Here is a 677-nt window from a genome sequence, read left to right as displayed (position 1 = left end):
CGCTTTTTAGTTCGCTTACCGGGAACCCCATCCCCGGATGTGGACGAAAACGGACGGGATCGTCTGCCGGATTGGTTGTGCTCCCCAGCGGTGGCGTCTGTGGTTGGCTTTGTTCAAGAAGCTGGCAGAAACGGTAAAAGTTAATTCGGTTAATGTCCGGAGCAAGCCTTTCCGTCAGCCCGGTACGCGCTGGCTGTGGTGTTCTGTCCATTGCAAACATTTTCCTGTAGGTTGCAGAATCAGCGTCAACTGAGTAAATAAGTGGATGTCGGCATACAGGGCGAAAAAGCGGTGCAGCAGTTCGCCAAACAGGGTGATATCGCCTTCGCCGGCGAAACCGTTGCTGTCCAGCGTGATCTGAATATCCACGCCGCGCAGTAGAAAACCTTTTTCAAAACGCTGAATTAGGTGATGCTGAACGTCAACGATCGCCTCCAGACGGCGTCGGTTCATTTCGCTTTCCGTCCAGTCGTACAGCGCCAGCGTGCCGCGCAAGATTTCGGCGTTGTCCATCATTGACAGGAAGTTGGAGCCTAAGTGGCTGAGTACCCGCCAGTGGAAACGGTCACGCGCCGGGGGATAACAGGGCTGCGTCGGCGCACACAGGTTGCGCACCCGCAGTGCATGCTGCATGGCGTTGACGGGGGTGTCCAGCACCGTGCTTTGCAGCGCTTTAC

2 protein-coding genes are annotated in these 677 nt (G+C 56.1%); both read right to left on the bottom strand.

What is annotated here, in order from left to right:
• On the bottom strand, positions 1 to 211 hold a 211-nt coding region (locus tag CWM53_RS15875; protein ID WP_206062624.1), incomplete at its 3' end, for a type VI secretion system baseplate subunit TssG.
• Positions 175 to 677 (bottom strand): type VI secretion system baseplate subunit TssF (locus CWM53_RS15870; protein WP_165785090.1); only part of this gene is annotated, 503 nt, incomplete at its 5' end. The genes CWM53_RS15875 and CWM53_RS15870, both read right to left, overlap by 37 nt.

It is taken from the genome of Klebsiella sp. A-Nf5 (assembly GCF_002810545.1).
In the GTDB taxonomy this organism is placed as follows: Bacteria; Pseudomonadota; Gammaproteobacteria; order Enterobacterales; family Enterobacteriaceae; genus Klebsiella; species Klebsiella variicola.
The sequence above is the reverse complement of the archived record's forward strand: the minus strand, read 5'-3'. Positions and strand labels throughout refer to the sequence as shown.